Annotated in this window: 20 protein-coding genes and 1 tRNA gene; 11 read left to right on the top strand and 10 right to left on the bottom strand. The window is 56.2% G+C overall.

The features are described from left to right. Positions 1–15: 15 nt before the first annotated feature. The 4 genes from Y017_RS13060 to ndk all read right to left on the bottom strand — a co-directional run bounded on the left by Y017_RS13060 (position 16) and on the right by ndk (position 3,360). On the bottom strand, positions 16–921 hold the full coding sequence (locus Y017_RS13060; RefSeq protein ID WP_035461323.1) for a RodZ domain-containing protein: 906 nt from the start codon (positions 919–921) through the stop codon (positions 16–18). Then, positions 918–1,703 carry a type IV pilus biogenesis/stability protein PilW gene (pilW, locus tag Y017_RS13065; RefSeq protein WP_011589141.1) on the bottom strand — a complete coding sequence of 262 codons (786 nt, stop codon included), beginning with the start codon at positions 1,701–1,703 and terminating at the stop codon, positions 918–920. Before pilW ends, Y017_RS13060 begins: the two co-directional genes overlap by 4 nt. Then, positions 1,700–2,845, bottom strand: a complete 1,146-nt coding sequence (gene rlmN / locus Y017_RS13070; protein WP_011589142.1) for a 23S rRNA (adenine(2503)-C(2))-methyltransferase RlmN — start codon at positions 2,843–2,845, stop codon at positions 1,700–1,702. The genes pilW and rlmN overlap by 4 nt, the downstream gene beginning before the upstream one ends. 83 nt (positions 2,846–2,928) lie before the next feature. Next, positions 2,929–3,360 (bottom strand): nucleoside-diphosphate kinase, encoded by a 432-nt coding sequence (gene ndk, locus Y017_RS13075; RefSeq protein ID WP_011589143.1) that lies wholly within the window; start codon positions 3,358–3,360, stop codon positions 2,929–2,931. A gap of 297 nt (positions 3,361–3,657) precedes the next feature. On the opposite strand from ndk, the gene sufB reads away from it, so the two are divergent. The 7 genes from sufB (at position 3,658) to Y017_RS13110 (ending at position 10,145) form a co-directional block, all read left to right on the top strand. Then, positions 3,658–5,097 (top strand): Fe-S cluster assembly protein SufB, encoded by a 1,440-nt coding sequence (gene sufB, locus Y017_RS13080; RefSeq protein WP_011589144.1) that lies wholly within the window; start codon positions 3,658–3,660, stop codon positions 5,095–5,097. 146 nt (positions 5,098–5,243) lie between these two features. Beyond that, positions 5,244–5,999, top strand: a complete 756-nt coding sequence (sufC, locus tag Y017_RS13085) for a Fe-S cluster assembly ATPase SufC (RefSeq protein WP_011589145.1) — start codon at positions 5,244–5,246, stop codon at positions 5,997–5,999. After that, positions 5,996–7,225, top strand: coding sequence for a Fe-S cluster assembly protein SufD (gene sufD / locus Y017_RS13090; RefSeq protein WP_035461325.1), 1,230 nt, complete (start codon positions 5,996–5,998; stop codon positions 7,223–7,225). Before sufC ends, sufD begins: the two co-directional genes overlap by 4 nt. Further along, a complete protein-coding gene (locus Y017_RS13095) occupies positions 7,225–8,433 on the top strand; it encodes an aminotransferase class V-fold PLP-dependent enzyme (RefSeq protein WP_035461327.1) in 1,209 nt (402 codons plus the stop codon). Before sufD ends, Y017_RS13095 begins: the two co-directional genes overlap by 1 nt. A gap of 235 nt (positions 8,434–8,668) precedes the next feature. After that, a complete protein-coding gene (locus tag Y017_RS13100; RefSeq protein WP_035461329.1) occupies positions 8,669–9,028 on the top strand; it encodes an iron-sulfur cluster assembly accessory protein in 360 nt (119 codons plus the stop codon). 19 nt (positions 9,029–9,047) lie between these two features. Beyond that, positions 9,048–9,590 carry a putative Fe-S cluster assembly protein SufT gene (gene sufT / locus Y017_RS13105; protein ID WP_011589149.1) on the top strand — a complete coding sequence of 181 codons (543 nt, stop codon included), beginning with the start codon at positions 9,048–9,050 and terminating at the stop codon, positions 9,588–9,590. Positions 9,591–9,692: 102 nt separating this feature from the next. Further along, positions 9,693–10,145, top strand: a complete 453-nt coding sequence (locus Y017_RS13110; protein ID WP_035461330.1) for a SufE family protein — start codon at positions 9,693–9,695, stop codon at positions 10,143–10,145. A 95-nt stretch (positions 10,146–10,240) separates the two neighbouring features. Here Y017_RS13110 and Y017_RS13115 read toward each other — a convergent pair whose 3' ends face one another. Together Y017_RS13115 and iscR are read right to left on the bottom strand one after the other, a co-directional pair. Beyond that, positions 10,241–11,392: an IscS subfamily cysteine desulfurase gene (locus tag Y017_RS13115; RefSeq protein WP_035461332.1), complete on the bottom strand. Its 1,152-nt coding sequence runs from the start codon at positions 11,390–11,392 to the stop codon at positions 10,241–10,243. A 56-nt stretch (positions 11,393–11,448) separates the two neighbouring features. After that, complete coding sequence (gene iscR, locus Y017_RS13120) at positions 11,449–11,913, bottom strand: Fe-S cluster assembly transcriptional regulator IscR (RefSeq protein ID WP_011589152.1); 465 nt, start codon at positions 11,911–11,913, stop codon at positions 11,449–11,451. Positions 11,914–12,150: 237 nt separating this feature from the next. Between iscR and Y017_RS13125 the strand changes: the two genes are divergently transcribed. Then, a tRNA-Met gene (locus Y017_RS13125) sits at positions 12,151–12,227 on the top strand. 265 nt (positions 12,228–12,492) lie between these two features. Beyond that, positions 12,493–12,732: a helix-turn-helix domain-containing protein gene (locus Y017_RS13130; protein ID WP_155849271.1), complete on the top strand. Its 240-nt coding sequence runs from the start codon at positions 12,493–12,495 to the stop codon at positions 12,730–12,732. A gap of 351 nt (positions 12,733–13,083) precedes the next feature. On the opposite strand, the gene Y017_RS13135 is transcribed toward Y017_RS13130, so the two are convergent. Genes Y017_RS13135 through Y017_RS13150 form a run of 4 tightly spaced genes read right to left on the bottom strand, consistent with a single transcriptional unit; the run spans position 13,084 to position 15,388 of the window. Beyond that, positions 13,084–13,695, bottom strand: a complete 612-nt coding sequence (locus tag Y017_RS13135; RefSeq protein ID WP_035461336.1) for a TPM domain-containing protein — start codon at positions 13,693–13,695, stop codon at positions 13,084–13,086. Next, positions 13,695–14,408: a YgcG family protein gene (locus Y017_RS13140; RefSeq protein WP_011589160.1), complete on the bottom strand. Its 714-nt coding sequence runs from the start codon at positions 14,406–14,408 to the stop codon at positions 13,695–13,697. Before Y017_RS13140 ends, Y017_RS13135 begins: the two co-directional genes overlap by 1 nt. Then, positions 14,408–15,037: a LemA family protein gene (locus Y017_RS13145; RefSeq protein WP_051428779.1), complete on the bottom strand. Its 630-nt coding sequence runs from the start codon at positions 15,035–15,037 to the stop codon at positions 14,408–14,410. The genes Y017_RS13140 and Y017_RS13145 overlap by 1 nt, the downstream gene beginning before the upstream one ends. Before the next feature lie 27 nt (positions 15,038–15,064). Continuing rightward, positions 15,065–15,388, bottom strand: a complete 324-nt coding sequence (locus Y017_RS13150; protein ID WP_035461338.1) for a GIY-YIG nuclease family protein — start codon at positions 15,386–15,388, stop codon at positions 15,065–15,067. A 98-nt stretch (positions 15,389–15,486) separates the two neighbouring features. Here Y017_RS13150 and Y017_RS13155 point away from each other — a divergent pair, with 98 nt between their 5' ends. Then, complete coding sequence (locus Y017_RS13155) at positions 15,487–15,882, top strand: hypothetical protein (RefSeq protein ID WP_011589163.1); 396 nt, start codon at positions 15,487–15,489, stop codon at positions 15,880–15,882. A gap of 83 nt (positions 15,883–15,965) precedes the next feature. After that, on the top strand, positions 15,966–16,328 hold the full coding sequence (locus Y017_RS13160; protein WP_035461340.1) for a HopJ type III effector protein: 363 nt from the start codon (positions 15,966–15,968) through the stop codon (positions 16,326–16,328). Positions 16,329–16,513: the final 185 nt, after the last annotated feature.

Raw genomic sequence — 16,513 nt, forward strand, 5'->3', positions numbered from 1 at the left:
TTCTACCCTCGCGAATCAGGGAACGGAGATCCGCACAACTTTACCGGGGGAATCCGTCGGCAAGGTGACAGCTTTACCGTTAACCAGCAACTCATCCACCGCCCCAGCGTTGCCGAGAGTCAGGTTGAACGGCGCTTTGCCATCCAACATCAGAGAGGCGCCACCAGATTGTTCGCCTTGGCGCAAAGTGCGGCCGTTGGCATCGGTCACTTTAATCCAGCAGTTACTGGTAAAACTGAGTGACAGGCGATCCAGACCATTGGCCGCCAGCATGGATGAAACGTCATCATTATTCTGGAGCTGGCCGTCATCGTTTCCCACGTCTTCAGTGGTAATGTCAGAGATCGACTCAGCAGCCGCCTGCGGCCCACCCTCGTCAGTAGCATCGGTACCGTTAAGGCTTGCACCCTGGATCACACCCGCCATTTCGTCATCAAATTGGGCCTGGCGCTGAACACCCATGTCGTTATTACTGGCGTCTGCTTCGGCTTCACTCTGCTGGCTCATTTCCTGAACCTTGTCAGGCAGCGCAGGCAATTCACCTTTGCTAGGCCAGAACGCCCATAGCAAGGAAACCAGCACTACCAACGCCAGGGCAATCAGCAGCGGTTTGAGCCACGCCGCAGGCGGTGGCGCAATAGACGGCAGCAGCAGGGGCTTATCTAGCGCATCCTCATTAACCATTTGCTGGAAGGTACCGGCGATTTCTTCCGCCGGCAGCCCAAGCAACCGTGCGTAGTTACGCAGGTAGCCCTTCACGAAGGTGGCTTCCGGCAAACGCTCATAATCGTCAGCATCCAAGCTCTGCAGATAGGTCAGAGACAAGTGCAAGCGCTGGGCCGCCTCAGCCTGAGTCATACCCTGGGCCTCACGGGCTCTGCGACAACGTTCGCCGGGTAATACCACCATGTCATCGCTCATTGCTGCGCTCCTTTTGCTTGCTCAGCTTTCCATTGCTGCCACTGACGGTACTCGCCAGAGCGGCGGTAAAGATTATCCAGGGCCAGCTCATAGCTGGATTGCTGGTTGCGGTAGCCCAACGAATTGGACAGTTGAATACCCAGCCACAGGGCGCGGGCACTCTGACGGCCCGTGCGCTGCACATATTGCTGGTAATAATCCCATGCTAGGCGGCTACGGCCTTCGTCAAAATACAATTGCGCCAGCGCTAGGCTGGGCTGAACAGAACGGGGGTTCAGGCGCAGGGCCTTAACATAGGCACTGCGGGCGTCCTCGCTGTTTCCTAATCGCTGGTAACAACGCCCCATGTTTTCCCAGGCGCTGCCTCGGCCCTCATAGGACGGATCGTTGGCGGCTTTTTTGAAATGTTTGAGTGCTTCTTTGTACTCACCACGACCGTACAGCAAGGTGCCGTAGTTATTCAGTGCCGGGGAGTAATGGCGGTCCGCATTCAGTGCTTTGCGGTAATGGTACTCTTCATTGGTAGGGTCCTGCTCATATTTGTAGAGCAATGCCATGGCATTATGCGCGACGGCACTGTCATCATCCAGATTCAACGCGCGCGAAAAATGACGGCGAGCTTCCGACGGGCTGCCCTGCTGCAAATACTGCAACCCGGCTGCCACGCGGCTATTAACCGCTTCATCCACTTTTACTTTTGGGCCATCGTCCACCGTGACACACCCGGCGGCAAAAGCCCCTGCAAGAGACAGGATGAAAATAACCTGAAAAAAACGTCTCATTGGGTCTGCGCTGTATTGTCATCTGTTTGTTCAGTGCGATGAAAAATAGATTCCTTCCAGCGCTCACTGCGCCGGGTACGATCCTTCACCTGCCCCACCAACTGACCACAAGCGGCATCAATATCATCACCGCGGGTTGTCCTCACTGTGGTCATCACCCCGTTGTCATTCAAATATTTGTGGAATTCCAAAATATCGTTTTTACGTGACCGCTCATAACCCGCATGCGGGAACGGATTAAACGGTATCAGGTTCACCTTCACGGGGATGCCGTTAAGCAGTTTAACTAACTGGCGAGCGTGTTCCGGCTTGTCGTTCACATCCCGCAACATCACATATTCCATGGTGATGGTGTTATGACGATGGGTGATATTCTTGCTGTAACGCTTGCACGCCGCCATCAGGTCTTTTAGCGGGTACTTACGATTCAATGGCACCAGCTGATTACGCAGCTCGTCATTGGGTGCGTGCAGGCTCACCGCCAATGACACGTCCAGATCTTCACTAAGCTGATTCATTTTCGGAATCACCCCGGAAGTGGACACGGTGATGCGTTTTTTGCCAATACCGTAACCTAGATCATCTTTCATGATCCGCATGGCCGTAAGCACCTTGTCGTAATTAAGCAGGGGCTCACCCATGCCCATCATCACCACATTGGTAATCGGATGCTGGCCCAAATTACGGCGCGGGCCAAAGGCGCGGCTAGCCTGCCACACCTGGCCGATGATCTCGGCGCTGGTCATGTCGCGCTGAAAGCCCTGCTTACCGGTGGAACAGAAGCTGCAGTCCACTGCACAGCCCACCTGGGATGACACACACAAGGTGCCGCGCCGACCATCGGGAATAAAAACGGTTTCCACGGCACCGCCGTTATCCATTTCGAACACCCATTTGCGGGTGCCGTCACGGCTAATACTCTCGTGGGTTACCTTCGGGCCGCGTATTTCCGCGACCTCGGACAATTTCTGGCGCAATGCCTTACCCACATCGGTCATTTGCTCGAAGGAATCCGCCTGGTGGTGGTGGATCCATTTGAGCACCTGCTGGGCACGGAACTTCTTCTCCCCCATGGTCAGGAAGAATTCTTCCATTTGCGGGCGAGAAAGGCCGAGCAGATTCACCTTCTGTTGGGCAGTCATAACATTCTCCAATAGGAAACCGGGTTTCCTTTAAACGCCAGCCACGGCACAAGGCCGTGGCTGGTATTGCACGCTGGCTGACATTAGCTAGCGCGCGGGCACACTTCTTCATCGGAGAAGAAATAGGCCACTTCGCGGGCAGCAGACTCGGTGGAGTCAGAACCATGGACCGCGTTTGCGTCGATAGTTTCCGCAAAATCTGCACGGATAGTGCCAGCTTCCGCTTCTTTCGGGTTGGTAGCACCCATCAGGTCACGGTTTTTGGCAACCGCATCTTCACCTTCCAGCACCTGTACAACCACAGGACCGCTGGTCATGAAGCCCACCAGATCCTTGAAGAAAGGACGCTCTTTGTGCTCAGCATAGAAGCCGCCCGCTTTTTCGTCGCTCAGGTGTACCATTTTCATGGCAACCACGCTCAGGCCAGCCTTTTCGAAACGGGTAACGATTTCGCCGATCACGTTCTTGGCCACGGCATCAGGCTTGATGATAGAGAGTGTGCGCTCAACAGCCATCAGTCAGTTCACTCCAGATTTGCGTTAAATGGTCCTCGGCTACAGCAAGGGCTGCCCGGGGCAATGACAGGAGGGATTGCAGGCCGGCCAAAGCCGCCAGTTTCACCCTCCCTTGGAACCGGCGCATTATACGCATGCGGGGCGAATTATGATACCGTTGCGACCCCGTCGGAGGCGCCCATGCCCTGCCGTTGCGGGGGCGCCCGTTTTCTTACCGCCCCCTCATTCGACAGCGCCCTGTAAAGGCGTATAATACCCGACTAAATTACTCTGGTATTCAACTGCAGGCCCTGATCTATGAGCCAAGCCGAACTGGACAAGCTGATTCGCTCCAATTACGAGGCCGGTTTTACCACCACGGTGGACACCGAGACCCTGCCCCCTGGGCTGAGCGAGGAAGTCATCCGTTTTCTGTCCGCCAAAAAAGGCGAACCGGAATGGATGCTTGAGTGGCGCCTAGACAGCTACCGCAAGTGGCAGGAGATGCCCACACCGGGCTGGGCGCATCTGCACCACCCGCCCATCGACTTTAACGAGGTGTCTTACTACTCCAAGCCCAAAAGCTTGGACGACGCCCCCAAAAGCCTAGATGAAGTGGACCCAGAGCTACTCGCCACCTATGAAAAACTGGGCATCCCCCTGCACGAACAGGAAATGCTGGCCGGTGTCGCTGTAGACGTAGTGTTCGATTCCTCCTCGGTATTCACCACCTTCAAAGAGAAGCTATGGGAAGCCGGAGTAATTTTCTGCTCTATTTCCGAAGCCATTCAGGAATACCCGGAGTTGGTGCAGAAATACATGGGCTCCGTGGTGCCCAAAGGCGACAACTTCTACGCCGCTTTGAACAGTGCAGTATTCTCTGACGGCTCCTTCGTCTACATCCCCAAGGGCGTACGCTGCCCCATGGAGCTGTCCACCTATTTCCGCATCAACGAAGCCAACACCGGCCAGTTCGAGCGCACCCTGATCATTGCCGACGAAGGCAGCTACGTGAGCTACCTGGAAGGCTGCACCGCACCTCAGCGCGACGAAAACCAGCTGCACGCGGCGGTAGTTGAACTGGTTGCTCTACCCGGCGCCGAGATCAAGTACTCCACCGTACAGAATTGGTACCCCGGTGATGAGAACGGCAAAGGCGGCATTTATAACTTCGTGACCAAGCGCGGTATCGCCCACGACAACAGCAAAATTAGCTGGACCCAGGTAGAAACGGGCTCCGCTATCACGTGGAAGTATCCGTCCGTGATCTTGCGTGGCGACAACAGCATCGGTGAGTTTTACTCCGTAGCGCTGACCCGCCACATGCAACAAGCAGACACCGGCACCAAGATGATCCACTTGGGCAAGAACACCAAGAGCACCATTATTTCCAAGGGCATCTCCGCCGGGCGCAGTAGCAACAGCTACCGTGGCTTAGTGCGCATCAGCCCGCGGGCAGAAAACGCCCGTAACTTCACCCAGTGCGACTCACTGTTGCTCGGTGACACTTGCGGTGCACACACTTTCCCGTACATCGAGTCGAAAAACCCCACGGCCACCATCGAACACGAGGCCACCACCTCCAAGGTGAGTGACGACCAAATGTTCCTGTGCCGGCAACGCGGCATCGACCCGGAAAAGGCGGTTTCCATGATTGTGAACGGCTTCTGTAAAGAGGTGTTCAAGGAACTGCCCATGGAATTTGCCGTGGAAGCGGGTAAGTTGCTGGAAGTTAGCCTAGAAGGCGCAGTGGGCTAAGCCCTCACCCTGAAAATGACTGTGTGGGAGTTTGCCCGCAAGCGATTCACCCTTTACCAATCATGGATCGCGAGCAGGCCGGCGCCCACCGCAAACCGAATCAACCCGGGCTGGCCTCCCAGCCCAACCGAAAGGCGCATCAAAATATGCTGGAAATTCGTGATCTGCACGCCACCGTGGCGGACAAGCCGATTCTCAAGGGCCTGAACCTGACCGTTAAACCGGGTGAAGTGCACGCCATCATGGGCCCCAATGGCTCCGGCAAATCCACTCTGGCCAACGTGCTGGCGGGTCGTGACAATTACGCAATCACCGGTGGTGAAGCCCTTTTCGAAGGCAAAAGCCTGGCAGACCTAGAACCGGAAGAACGCGCCCAGGCTGGCCTGTTCCTGGCCTTCCAGTACCCGGTGGAAATTCCCGGCGTCTCCAACATGGAATTTCTGAAAGCCGCACTGGAATCTGTGCGCGGTGCCCAAGGTAAGGAAGAGTGGGATTCGGTTACGCTACTGCGCCAGGCCCGCGCAGCCTGCAAGCAAGTCAATCTCGATGCCAGCTTTCTCAAGCGCGGGGTTAACGAAGGCTTCTCTGGCGGCGAGAAAAAGCGCAACGAAATCATGCAAATGCTGCTGATGGAACCGAAACTGGCGCTGCTCGATGAAACCGACTCCGGCCTCGACATCGACGCCCTGCAAACCGTGGCCAAGGGCGTCAATTCCCTGCGTAGCCCCGAGCGCGGCATCGTGCTGGTAACCCACTATCAACGCCTGCTGGACTATATTGTGCCGGACTTCGTGCACGTCCTGTCCAATGGCCAAATCATCAAATCCGGGGGTAAAGAACTGGCTCTCGAACTGGAAGAAAAAGGTTACGGCTGGCTTACCGGAGAAGAGGAATCCGCATGAGTCTCTCTGCTTCCTCTCTAGCACAGGAATTAAAAACCCAAGCGCTCGCCAACGCACAGCGTAGCGGCAGCGCAGGCGATGCTTTGGCCGCGCTGCAAGCCGCCAGCTTCCCGGAACGCAAGACCGAGAGCTGGAAGTACACCTCCTTGCAGGCGCTGGCCGATGGCCACCTCAACGCCATTGCCGACGGCGAAATCAACCCGCCGCTGCCCGCCCTGTCTGAGCATGTGGTGACCATCAACAACGGGAAGTTAGTCGACCACAACCTGCCCGACGGCGTGACCTTGTCCCACGATGGCCCCGCCATCAACGGCCTGCAGACGCCCTTTGCGTTCTATAACAGCGCCGTTGCCAGCCAGCCCATCGTGCTTACTGTGGCTGCCAATACGCGCATCGAGCAGCCCATTCATGTACAAATTCAGGCGGCCAGTGATACTCCTGCACACTGCAACCCCCGTCTGGTAGTGGTACTCAATCAGGGTGCCGAAGCCGCCGTGATCGAACACTACCATGCGCAAGGCAAGGCGTTGACCAATGCGGTCACCGCCCTGATCACCGCCGACAACGCGCAGCTGACCCACTACCGGCTGCAAGGCGAACAGGCATCCACCATACATATCGGCACCCTGATCATTGATCAGCAAGGCGCCAGCAAGGTGGACAGCTACCAGCTGATGACCGGCAACCGCCTGCGCCGCAACGATGTACGCGCCCTAATGAACAAGAGCGGCGCCGAGCTAAACATGAAAGGTATCTTCGTGGTGCGGGATAACAGCCACGTGGACAACCAGATGTGCGTGGAGCACGCGGTTCCCAACGGGGAATCGGATCAGAACTTCAAAGGCCTAGCCGGCGAAAGAGGCAAGGCGGTGTTCAACGGCCGCATCCATATCCACCCCGGTGCCAGCGGCACCAATGCCGGGCTATCCAACAAGAACCTGCTGCTCAACCCCGGCGCGGAGATCAACACCAAGCCGGAGCTGGAAATCTACAACGATGACGTGAAATGTGCCCACGGCACCACCGTAGGCCAGCTCGATGCCATGCAGCAATTTTACCTGCAATCGCGCGGCATCCCGGCAGCCGAAGCCAAGCGCATGCTAAGCCTAGGTTTTGTTAACGAACTGCTGATGACCCTGCCCCACGAAAAAGTGGCACAGTGGGCCACACCCTGGCTGGAAGCCGAACTGACCCACGCCTCGCCGGCGCAAGAGTCTGCCGCGTGATGGATATTCAGGCCCTGCGTGCGCAATTTCCGATTCTGGATCAGCAAGTCAACGGCAAACCGCTGGTGTACTTGGATAACGGCGCCACCACCCAAAAACCGGTAGCAGTGCTCAACGCACTGGACAACTACTACCGCACGGTGAACTCCAACGTACATCGCGGCGCCCACTATCTGAGTGACGAGGCCACCGGCCAGTTTGAAGGCGCCCGCCAAACCGTGGCGGATTTCCTCAACGCCAGCCGCGAAGAGATTTTGTGGACCAAGGGCACCACCGAGTCCATCAACATGGTGGCCCAGTGCGTTGCCCGTGAGCGCCTGCAGCCGGGCGACGAAGTACTGATTGGCACCAGTGAGCACCACGCCAATATCGTGCCTTGGCAACAGGCCTGCGCCGCCACCGGCGCCACCCTGAAAGTGATCCCGCTGCACGATGATTGCAGCCTAGATCAGGCCGCCTTTGAGCAGTTACTCAGCAGCAAAACAAAGATTTTCGCCATCGGCCATGCCAGCAATGCGCTGGGCACCCTGAATCCGGTAAAAGCGATGGTCGCCAAGGCAAAAGCCGCCGGCGCCATTACCCTGGTCGACGGCGCTCAAGCGGTGGCGCACTTCCCGGTGGACGTGCAGGACTTGGACGTGGATTTCTACGCCTTTTCCGGCCACAAGTTATTTGGCCCCACTGGCATAGGCGTACTCTACGGTCGCCGCGAACAGCTCGAGGCTATGCCGCCCTACCAGACCGGCGGCGAAATGATTGAAACGGTGAGCTTCGAAAAAAGCACCTGGAACCAGCTGCCCTACAAATTCGAAGCCGGCACCCCAAACATTGCCGGCGCCATCAGCCTGGCCGCCGCCATTGCGTGGCTGCGACAACAGGACCGCCCGGCACTGGCGGCCCACGAAGACGCCCTGCTGGCCCATGCCACAGAGCGGGCCCAAGCCTGCGACGGCTTGAAAATCATCGGTACCGCCGCCAATAAAGTCAGTGTGCTGTCCTTTCTGTTGGATGGCGGCCACCCAGCCGATGTGGGCATGCTGCTGGACAAACAAGGCATTGCCGTACGCACCGGCCACCACTGCACCATGCCCCTGATGGATACCCTAGGCATACCCGGCACTGTTAGGGCCTCATTCTCGATTTATAATACTCTGGAAGAGGTAGATCGCTTGTTCGAAGGACTAGAGAAAGTGAAAACATTTCTCTGAAAATTAGGGCGCTACTGATTGCCCCACTGACTGAAATATTCATGCAGCGGACGTTGAAAGCTCAAAGTTTAAGCGTAGTCGCGTATTGACGCTAAACTAAAACAGCAGCGACAGCTCAGAATTACCCATAGCGCACACGCATGATGGAAAGGTTTTCTGCCCATGCCTGCGCCTTTTCAACGTTAAACTTTGAACGTGCAACTCACTCCTCGCAAGCTCGCAAGGAAGGTACAACATGACAGTTCAGACATTCCACCCCGGCCAGGTCACACTGCACCTGACCGAGGCCGCCAACCAACAAGCCCTGCGCGAGATCCAGCGGGCCGGTGCCACCGGTATTCGTCTGGATCTGGACGAGTCCGGCTGCTCCGGCTTCATGTACACCCTGGACTTCGTGGAAAGCGCCAAAGACGGCGACAAGCTGTTCAAAATCGACGGCGTAAACCTCTACGTGCCGGAAAAATGGCTGCCCATGCTGAATGGTCTGGTTATCGACTACGTCACCGAAGGGGTCAACAGCCTGTTCAAGTTTCGCAATCCCAACGCCACCGGCGAATGCGGTTGCGGCGAAAGCTTTACCGTCGACGACGTCTAACCCGTAGCCCGGATAAATAATGGCAGACCAACGCACGGTAGTGGTTCAACGCGACGTTCCGGCCCGCAAGGTACCGGACGGCACCCGTATAACCATTCCCAAGAACAGCTTCGTCAACCTGCGCCAGGCGCTGGGCGGCACCTATACCGTTACCATTAATGGCAATATGGCGCGCATCGACGGCACCGATGCGGATGCCATCGGCCAAGAGCCTCTGGAGCTAAACTTTGCCCCCGCCAATGACGATGGCAGCGTCCGCGACGACGACCTGAACACCGTCTTGGAAACCATTTTCGATCCGGAAATTCCGGTGAGCATTATGGCCTTGGGCCTGGTCTACGGCTGCGACGTTATTCAACGAGACGGACAAAATGTGGTGCAGGTCCGCATGACTCTCACCGCCCCCAACTGCGGCATGGGCCCAGTGCTGGTGGGCGACGTGGAAGACCGCTTGGGCAAGGTTCCCAATGTAGACAAGGTGGAAGTGGCCCTAGTGTTCGACCCGCCCTGGAGCCGCGAAATGATCAGCGAAGAAGCCCAGCTCGAGCTGGGGATGTTTTAGTTTACGCCGGACCCCGGACGCCAAACGCCAGACGCGCAAAACCACGACAGCGGTTAGCCTTTGGCGTCAGGCATCCAGCGTCAGGCCACGGAGCTCAACAACGTGTCTGATTTTGATATTCGCAGCATTAAGCTTGGCAATGAGATTACCGCGGAAGATATCGCCGAAGATCTAGAATTTCTGGATGACTGGGAAGAGCGCTACCGCTATATCATAGACTTGGGCAAACAGCTGCCAGCCCTGCCGGAGGACTTAAAAACCGAGGACCGTTTCGTACGCGGCTGCCAAAGCCAAGTGTGGCTGGAAACCGATTACGACAACGACGCTGGCACTCTGTACTTGGCGGTAGATTCCGATGCGCTCATCGTTAAAGGCTTAGCCGCCATTGTGCTTTCTGCACTGAATCGGCAATCCCCTGAGGGCGCCCGCGACTACGACATGGACGCCTTCTTTGAGCGTATCGACTTGCTCAGCCACCTGAGCCCTACCCGCGGCAACGGCCTGCGTGCCATGGTCGCCAAAATCAAGCAACAGGCCACCCAGCTAGCCGCCTGAACTCAGGCTTTCTTTCCTTCTCCGCAACATCGCCCCCGAAAACAGGGGCGCTGGTCGAGCCCGGCCCGGCATAGAAAACCACATCACCAGGGGCGTTAAGCGGATACCGTGCGCAAGCGGTTTACGGCATCAACCACCGAGCTTATCGCCCGCTCAATATCCTCCGGTGAAGTAAAACGCCCCACCGAAAAACGGATCGACCCATGGGCCAGCGCATCGGTCACGCCCATAGCTTTGAGAACGTAAGAAGGCTCTAGCGACGCGGAGGTACAAGCGGACCCTGAAGACACCGCCACCCCATTCATGGCCGTGAGCAGCATTTCACCATCCACACCCTCGAACGCCACATTTAAATGGCCAGGCAAGCGCGCAGCACCCTCACCATTGACGCTCACACCACCCAGCGCCGCGATGCCACGCCACAGCCGATCACGCAACGCGCAGATACGCGGCCCTTCCTCATCCTTCAAAGAGCCAGCCAACGCAAAAGCTTCACCCATGCCCACAATCTGGTGGGTTGCCAAAGTGCCAGAACGCATGCCCCGCTCATGGCCACCGCCATGAATTTGTGCGGCCACCTTTACATCCGGGGAACGGCGCACATACAAAGCCCCTATTCCCTTTGGCCCATAGACCTTGTGAGCACACACTGACACCAGATCCACCGGCAAGTTTTTTACGTCTAGGGGTAACTTCCCCACAGACTGGGCCGCATCGGTATGGAACAGCACACCCCGCTCACGGCACACCCCACCAATGGCAGCAATATCGTTAATCACACCGGTTTCATTATTGGCATGCATTACGCTCACCAGCACGGTGTCGTCTCGGAGCGCCGCGGCAACACTCTCAGGGCTTATCTGGCCATTGCTTTGCGGTTTCAGGTAGGTCACAGCGTAGCCCTTCGTCTCCAGCCAGCCACAGGCATCGAGCACCGCTTTGTGCTCCGTCGCACCCGTAATCACATGGCCGCCTCCACAGGCATCGAGCACGCCTTTCAAGGCCAAATTATTGGCCTCTGTAGCACCACTGGTCCACACCACTTCACGGGGATCGGCATTCAACAAATCAGCCACCTGGCGACGGGCGGACTCCACGGCTTCCTCCGCCAGCCAACCATAAAGGTGGCTGCGGGACGCAGGGTTGGCAAAGGTGCCCTCAGGGCCAAGATGACGGACCATAGCGTCCACCACTGCCGGGTCTACCGGAGTGGTCGCCGCATAGTCCAAATAAACGGCATTACTCATGATGGGTATCGTATGGCTGGTATTGGGTTACAGAAGCCGGCACTGCCGGCACACAATCAAAGGCTGCTAACGGGCAAACGCTGCTGGTGTCGATCCTGACGCTGGGCCACCTGCCGCACTTCCTGGCGGGCCACCAGCTCCCCCAGCGTAATCCCGCTGAGAAAATCCTGAATCTGGCCAGACAAATCGCACCATAGGTGGTGAGTCAGGCAGATATCCCCTTCCTGACAATCCCCATGGCCGCCACAGCGCGTGGCATCAACGGACTCATCCACCGCCGCAATCACCGCGGCCACATCAATCTGCCCACTATTACGGCTAAGCTGATAACCGCCACCGGGGCCACGCACGCTGCTCACCAGGCCATTGCGACGCAGCTTGGCAAACAACTGTTCCAGATAAGAAATGGAAATGCCCTGACGCTCAGAAATATCCGCCAACGACACCGGCCCCGTCGCAGCATGCAGCGCCAGATCCAACATAGCAGTTACCGCATAGCGGCCTTTAGTCGTCAAACGCATATCCACACCTTTCTTGCGTGTATTCTAAGAGTGAGAGTAGTAATCCTGAGCAATTTGGTCAAGTATTCTTGCCCGTAAGGCCAATGAACCCAATCATTTAATGATAGTGATTTTCATTTACACTGCAACTATGGCAGATTCCACGCCCCACAGGCAACTTCTGGTTAAACATTGCCCAGCCACACCAGCAGTGCTTGACACCTGCCTCTCCCTCACGGAAAATTCGCGGCCTCAAATGGCAAGGTAGCTCAGCTGGTTAGAGCACAGCACTCATAATGCTGGGGTCGGCGGTTCAAGTCCGCCCCTTGCTACCAATTCAGTCTTTTGGATCAGTAGGTTACGAAAATCCACGAGACATAACCCCATCCCCGATCCGCGCCGGGGTCAAAATGGGGTCAACAAAAACCCGCTTAGCCGGTTTTTTTTGTTTACACCCTCCAACATGCCCTTTAATCACTGCCAGGCTCGCACCAGCTCTCTTGGCAAGCGCAGAAGCAAGGGGGGCTTTGCACAAATATCATTGCATTTAGATGGAAAAAAAGTAGTTTGCAGCAATATTAGTGCAAATTAGTGGCCGTCATGTACAACTTGGAAAAAATTGGAAGTGACGGCAGAAGCCGAAGAAAGGCGATGGGCCTAACTCAGGAGGAGGTGGCGAGACGAAGTCTTATCCATCGCAACGACGTCATCAAGATTGAGAAGGGCAAGTTCACCGGGCGTATTTTGACAGTTGCCTTCTATCTCCAGACTCTGGGCATGACACTGACAACCGCCGTCAAGCAGCGCCCCACGATCGAAGAGATTGAGGATTTTGAGTAATTGCTGAAGAGTCAGAACAATTTGAGCGTCTTAAACTTTGCAGAACATAGCCGCACACGCTGCCGCGCAATTTCAGGTTATCGAGGCCAGAGCTAAAATCGGCGCCCCAGAAGTCGTCGGTGCCCACTAGGCCACCACATCAAGACACAGCGCCTGACGGCGGCGACACGGTTCCCTGCACTTCCCCATGCACTTTTTCTTACCCGGATTGAGCAGGGTCATGCTGATGAAACTACTCGGAGGTCTCGATAACAGGACCGTTGAAGCGGGAGCCCTGAAGCCGTTCATGACTATAGATAAAAGGGGCCGAATGGCCCCTTTCTTGAAAACAACCTTCCTTCACCTTTTAATTCAGAGAACCACCAGATGATTAGGCAATTCATTTTTCTGCTCAGTGGCAGGCACGTAGGTTGCTAGCTTGTCGCCGCAGGCAGCCACGCATTCTTGGAAGCCCTCTGCCACTTCACCGTTTTTCAGCTTTGCAATAAAGGCATCCACCATGCTTTGCCATTCACTGTCTGGCACATGCTGGGCGATACCCTGATCGGCCAAAATTTCCACATAGTGCTCGGCTTCGCTAACAAAAATCAGCACGCCGGTTGCGCCTTTGGTGCGATGAAGCCCCTGTTGCAGAAACGACTGGCGCGCCAGCCCAGCCGCGCGGGTTTGCTGTAACCGCCGTGGCACTAGGCGAAACTGGATCGGTTTCAGCCGAAACAGCACCGCGAGCGCCAACAACACCCCCCACTGCAGCAGCAAGGCTTCAAGCGGGGTAAGCCACACCGGCAGGAAAAGCAGTAACGCTGGCACTAACAGCGATAACAGCGCAGCCCACATGACTGTCACATAACGGTAGTCGTCCGCCTGACGCGCCAGCACGGTCACCATTTCCGCATCGGTACGCGCTTCCTGTTCGCTGATGACGCGGGCCAAAGCGCTCTGAGCATCGTGATCCAGCAACATTACCAACCTCCCGAGGCGCCACCGCCTCCAAAACCACCACCGCCGCCGCCGAAGCCGCCGCCACCGAATCCACCACCGCCGCCAAAGCCGCCCATGGGCACCGGCAGGAACATGCCGCCACGGCGGCCACCCCGGCCTCCGCCACCCCCAAATGACAATAGGAAGGTGACCACTACCATGCCGATCAGCATCAGCAAAGCCTTGAGGCCGCTGGGTTTGTCGCGGGGTTGGCGCTCGCCTTGATATTCACCCTGAATGGCGGCTTGGATGCTCGTCACCCCAGCCTGAATGCCGCCATAAAACTGACCTTGGCGGAACGCGGGCAAAATTTCCTGCTGGATGATCACACTGGACAGGGCATCAGTGAGCACGCCTTCCAAACCATAGCCCACCTCAATGCGTACCTTGCGATCATTGGGCGCCACGATCAGCAGCACGCCATTATTATTTTCTTTGCTGCCAATGCCCCACTCACGGCCCAATTGATAGCCATAATCGGCGATGTCATAGCCCTGCAAATCGGACAGGGTAACTACCACCAGCTGGTTAGACGTATTTTGCTCCGCCGCCGCCAGCGCCTGGGTAAGGCTCTGAGTTTGAGCGGGGGTCAGCAACCCCGCTTCGTCCACCACCCGTCCAGACAGCGCCGGAAATTCCGGCGCCGCCCACAACGAGGTGCTAAGCAATAGGGCGATCAGTGCGAAATAGCGCATCAGTTAAAGTTCACGCTGGGGGCCTGGTCCGCATTTTCAGCCGTGGCTTCATAGGTTTCGCGGGTTTCCATGTCACTGTACAAAAAGCTGTGCCAGAGACGACCGGGAAAGGTACGAATCTCGGTGTTATACCGTTGCACGGCCGCAATGTAATCCCGGCGTGCCACGCTGATGCGGTTTTCCGTGCCCTCCAGTTGCGATTGCAGGGCCAAAAAATTCTGATTAGCCTTCAGATCTGGATAGCGCTCGGCCACCACCATCAAACGCTGCAAAGCAGAACCAAGCTGGCGCTGAGCCTGTTCGAACTGCTTTAGCTTTTCTGGATTGTTAAGCATGTTGCCATCCACCTGAATGGAGCCCACCTTAGCTCGGGCTTGGGTAACATCCACCAACACTTCTCTCTCGTGGCTAGCATAGCCTTTAACCGTATTCACCAAGTTGGGTATCAAGTCGGCGCGGCGCTGATATTGGTTTTCTACCTGTGACCAAGCGGCTTTCACCTGCTCGTCATAGGTCGGGATATTGTTAATACCACAACCACTTAACCAGCCTACTAGCAAGACCAGCAAAGCACTGCGCCAAAAAGTATTCAGGCGCGGCATTGACCTGGCGCTCAGCGTATTTGTCATCGATCGTTTCTCCATCATGATGTTTGATTATTCCAAATGCCTGACTGACTCAGTTAGTGACTCAATCCAGACAGACAGCGGTCGCTGCCGTTTTTCCATTTCCAGCGCCACCAGCAGGAGCTGCTTGTCGCGGCGGCTTAAACGCTTAATGCGAGCCTCCAACTGGCTGGCAGAAGCTCTATCGCCCGCCGGCAGCAATAATACCGGGCGTACTGGACGGCGAGCCCGCGTATAACGTGCGCCTTTCAGGCTAGTGTTATGTTCATGAACCCGACGCGCCGGCTCCGTGCTGATACCGGTATACAGCGACCGATCCGCACACTCCAGCATATATAGCCACCACTGTTGCATGGTTTTACACCCACCCCTGCGTTGACTGCTATGATGCCAGAGACACTTCGCGCACTTAAGCGCCATTACAACAAACCTCAAACGACAAGGATGCAAGTATGGTTACCTATCTCTATTGGTTCCTGGTAGCAGCACTAGTCATTGGTGCACTATTTGGTGTTGGCGTACGGTTAGGCAAATGGAAGCCTGCCGTGATTATCGCTGTGATTATCTGGCTCACCGCTACCATCGCCTATTATTTCTGGTTACAGCAGGTGTTTGTGAAGCGCTTTGGCGGCACCATGCATATTTCCGTGCCAGAAGAGCAGTACCATCTAAATGCCACGTGGAAAGATGACAACCTGTGGATTGAAAACTACGACCCGGAAACCAACCAATGCATTTTCCGCGAATATTCCCGCGGCAATATGCTAGAAGGTAAGGTGGTCATTAAGAACTGTAACCCGCTGCAAAGCACCGGTATGGTTCTGCCCAAAGATTCCGCCGCCCAGTAATACCCCCAACTCTCTAACAGCCTGATTGTCAGCTCTGCATGGGCTGCCTTCAGGCCCTGTTTCAACCTGGCATAGGAAGAACGATGGCCTCTTCGCTAAACACCCTGTTAGACACCCTAAAAGCCGACCCGGACACCGTTACCTTCGACGCAGTACAAGCCGTGATTACAGAACATTACCATTACACGCCTGCAGCCTTCAGCAACGGCCACGGTGATGATTGCGTGTACAATGACGCTGGTACGAATGAAGGGTCCTGCAAGATACTGGCCTTTGCCAAAATCAACTTTCTTTCTGACGCTCAGACGCTGGCCTGCTTCGGTCACTTTTACCGCGACCATGTTCTGGGTAATCCAGACGGCAACGACCACGCCAATATCCGCACTCTCATGCGTCATGGGCTGACCAATGTGGCTTTTGATACTCCGCCTTTGGCCGCAAAGTAACGATCCACCGCCCTTGGGCAGGGTGATGAGCAATCCACCCTCGCCCTTTACTCTTTATTCCCCGAATTAGCGATATGCACCTTTAACGATCACTTACCAACGGACATAAGGTTCCGCTAGCAGGCGCCACCACAGATTCTCACCTCCCTGCGCCAGGGCTGATTCGACACAAAACCTAACCGTAA

This window comes from Alcanivorax sp. 97CO-5 (genome assembly GCF_000524665.1).
GTDB lineage: Bacteria > Pseudomonadota > Gammaproteobacteria > Pseudomonadales > Alcanivoracaceae > Alcanivorax > Alcanivorax borkumensis.

Coding starts and splice junctions, on each gene's coding strand:
- Y017_RS13155 (WP_011589163.1), top strand. CDS start 15,487: ATGGTTACCTATCTCTATTGGTTCCTGGTAGCAGCACTAGTCATTGGT.
- ndk (WP_011589143.1), bottom strand. CDS start 3,360: ATGGCTGTTGAGCGCACACTCTCTATCATCAAGCCTGATGCCGTGGCC.
- rlmN (WP_011589142.1), bottom strand. CDS start 2,845: ATGACTGCCCAACAGAAGGTGAATCTGCTCGGCCTTTCTCGCCCGCAA.
- Y017_RS13135 (WP_035461336.1), bottom strand. CDS start 13,695: ATGTTGCTGGATCACGATGCTCAGAGCGCTTTGGCCCGCGTCATCAGC.
- Y017_RS13060 (WP_035461323.1), bottom strand. CDS start 921: ATGAGCGATGACATGGTGGTATTACCCGGCGAACGTTGTCGCAGAGCC.
- Y017_RS13145 (WP_051428779.1), bottom strand. CDS start 15,037: ATGACAAATACGCTGAGCGCCAGGTCAATGCCGCGCCTGAATACTTTT.
- sufB (WP_011589144.1), top strand. CDS start 3,658: ATGAGCCAAGCCGAACTGGACAAGCTGATTCGCTCCAATTACGAGGCC.
- sufC (WP_011589145.1), top strand. CDS start 5,244: ATGCTGGAAATTCGTGATCTGCACGCCACCGTGGCGGACAAGCCGATT.
- sufD (WP_035461325.1), top strand. CDS start 5,996: ATGAGTCTCTCTGCTTCCTCTCTAGCACAGGAATTAAAAACCCAAGCG.
- Y017_RS13130 (WP_155849271.1), top strand. CDS start 12,493: ATGTACAACTTGGAAAAAATTGGAAGTGACGGCAGAAGCCGAAGAAAG.
- iscR (WP_011589152.1), bottom strand. CDS start 11,913: ATGCGTTTGACGACTAAAGGCCGCTATGCGGTAACTGCTATGTTGGAT.
- pilW (WP_011589141.1), bottom strand. CDS start 1,703: ATGAGACGTTTTTTTCAGGTTATTTTCATCCTGTCTCTTGCAGGGGCT.
- Y017_RS13140 (WP_011589160.1), bottom strand. CDS start 14,408: ATGCGCTATTTCGCACTGATCGCCCTATTGCTTAGCACCTCGTTGTGG.
- Y017_RS13115 (WP_035461332.1), bottom strand. CDS start 11,392: ATGAGTAATGCCGTTTATTTGGACTATGCGGCGACCACTCCGGTAGAC.
- Y017_RS13100 (WP_035461329.1), top strand. CDS start 8,669: ATGACAGTTCAGACATTCCACCCCGGCCAGGTCACACTGCACCTGACC.
- Y017_RS13160 (WP_035461340.1), top strand. CDS start 15,966: ATGGCCTCTTCGCTAAACACCCTGTTAGACACCCTAAAAGCCGACCCG.
- sufT (WP_011589149.1), top strand. CDS start 9,048: ATGGCAGACCAACGCACGGTAGTGGTTCAACGCGACGTTCCGGCCCGC.
- Y017_RS13150 (WP_035461338.1), bottom strand. CDS start 15,388: ATGCAACAGTGGTGGCTATATATGCTGGAGTGTGCGGATCGGTCGCTG.
- Y017_RS13095 (WP_035461327.1), top strand. CDS start 7,225: ATGGATATTCAGGCCCTGCGTGCGCAATTTCCGATTCTGGATCAGCAA.